Below are 786 nucleotides of genomic sequence, written 5' to 3'. Positions count from 1 at the left end.
CGCCGGCCCGCGACGATTCGTCGAGCTCGGCCTGCGGGCGCCGCCAGCTGCCCAGGCCGGGCAGCTTGGTGACGTTGGTGGCGATGCGCCAGGTCAGGGTGGACAGCTCGCGGGCGTAGACGTCGCCGGCGCTGGTCGGCTCGCCGGCGAAGACGAACCGGCCGCCCGGGCGCAGCACCCGGATCACCTCGCGCAGCGACAACTCCACATCGGGGATGTGGTGCAGCACCGCGTGGCCGACGACCAGGTCGAAGGTGTTGTCCTCGTACGGGATGCCCTCGGCGTCGGCGACCCGGCCGTCGATGTCGAGGCCCAGCGACTGCCCGTTGCGGGTGGCGACCTTGACCATGCCCGGCGACAGGTCGGTCACCGATCCGCGCCGGGCCACCCCGGACTGGATCAGGTTGAGCAGGAAAAACCCAGTGCCGCAACCCAATTCAAGGGCCCGGTCGTAGGGCAGCTCGCGCCGCACCTCGTCCGGCACGATGGCGTCGAAGCGGCCCCGCGCGTAGTCGATGCAGCGCTGGTCATAGGAGATCGACCACTTGTCGTCGTAGGTCTCGGCTTCCCAGTCGTGGTAGAGCACCTGGGCCAGCTTGCTGTCGTGCCGGGCGGCTTCCACCTGCTCGGCGGTGGCGTGGGGCGTCGGAACGGCGTCCGTCGAACTGGTCATGCAGGGCAGCCTAACGGCCGCCCGGATCCGCCCGATCGCCACCGCCCTGACCAGCGGAGAACACCTCGACGTAGCGGCGGCGTTCGGCGGCGAGCCGCTCGGCCAGCCCCAGG

Annotated in this window: 1 protein-coding gene and 1 pseudogene; both read right to left on the bottom strand. The window is 71.1% G+C overall.

Annotated elements, in window-relative coordinates; all coding sequences use genetic code 11:
• Window positions 1–673: class I SAM-dependent methyltransferase (locus tag A5624_RS02605; RefSeq protein ID WP_066861069.1), on the bottom strand; the 673-nt coding region annotated here is incomplete at its 3' end.
• A gap of 10 nt (window positions 674–683) precedes the next feature.
• Window positions 684–786, bottom strand: a pseudogene (locus A5624_RS27965) (enoyl-CoA hydratase); the annotation flags it as partial.

The organism is Mycobacterium sp. 1482292.6, from assembly GCF_001672995.1.
Taxonomy (GTDB): domain Bacteria; phylum Actinomycetota; class Actinomycetes; order Mycobacteriales; family Mycobacteriaceae; genus Mycobacterium; species Mycobacterium europaeum_A.
This window is presented reverse-complemented; position numbering and strand designations above follow the sequence as displayed.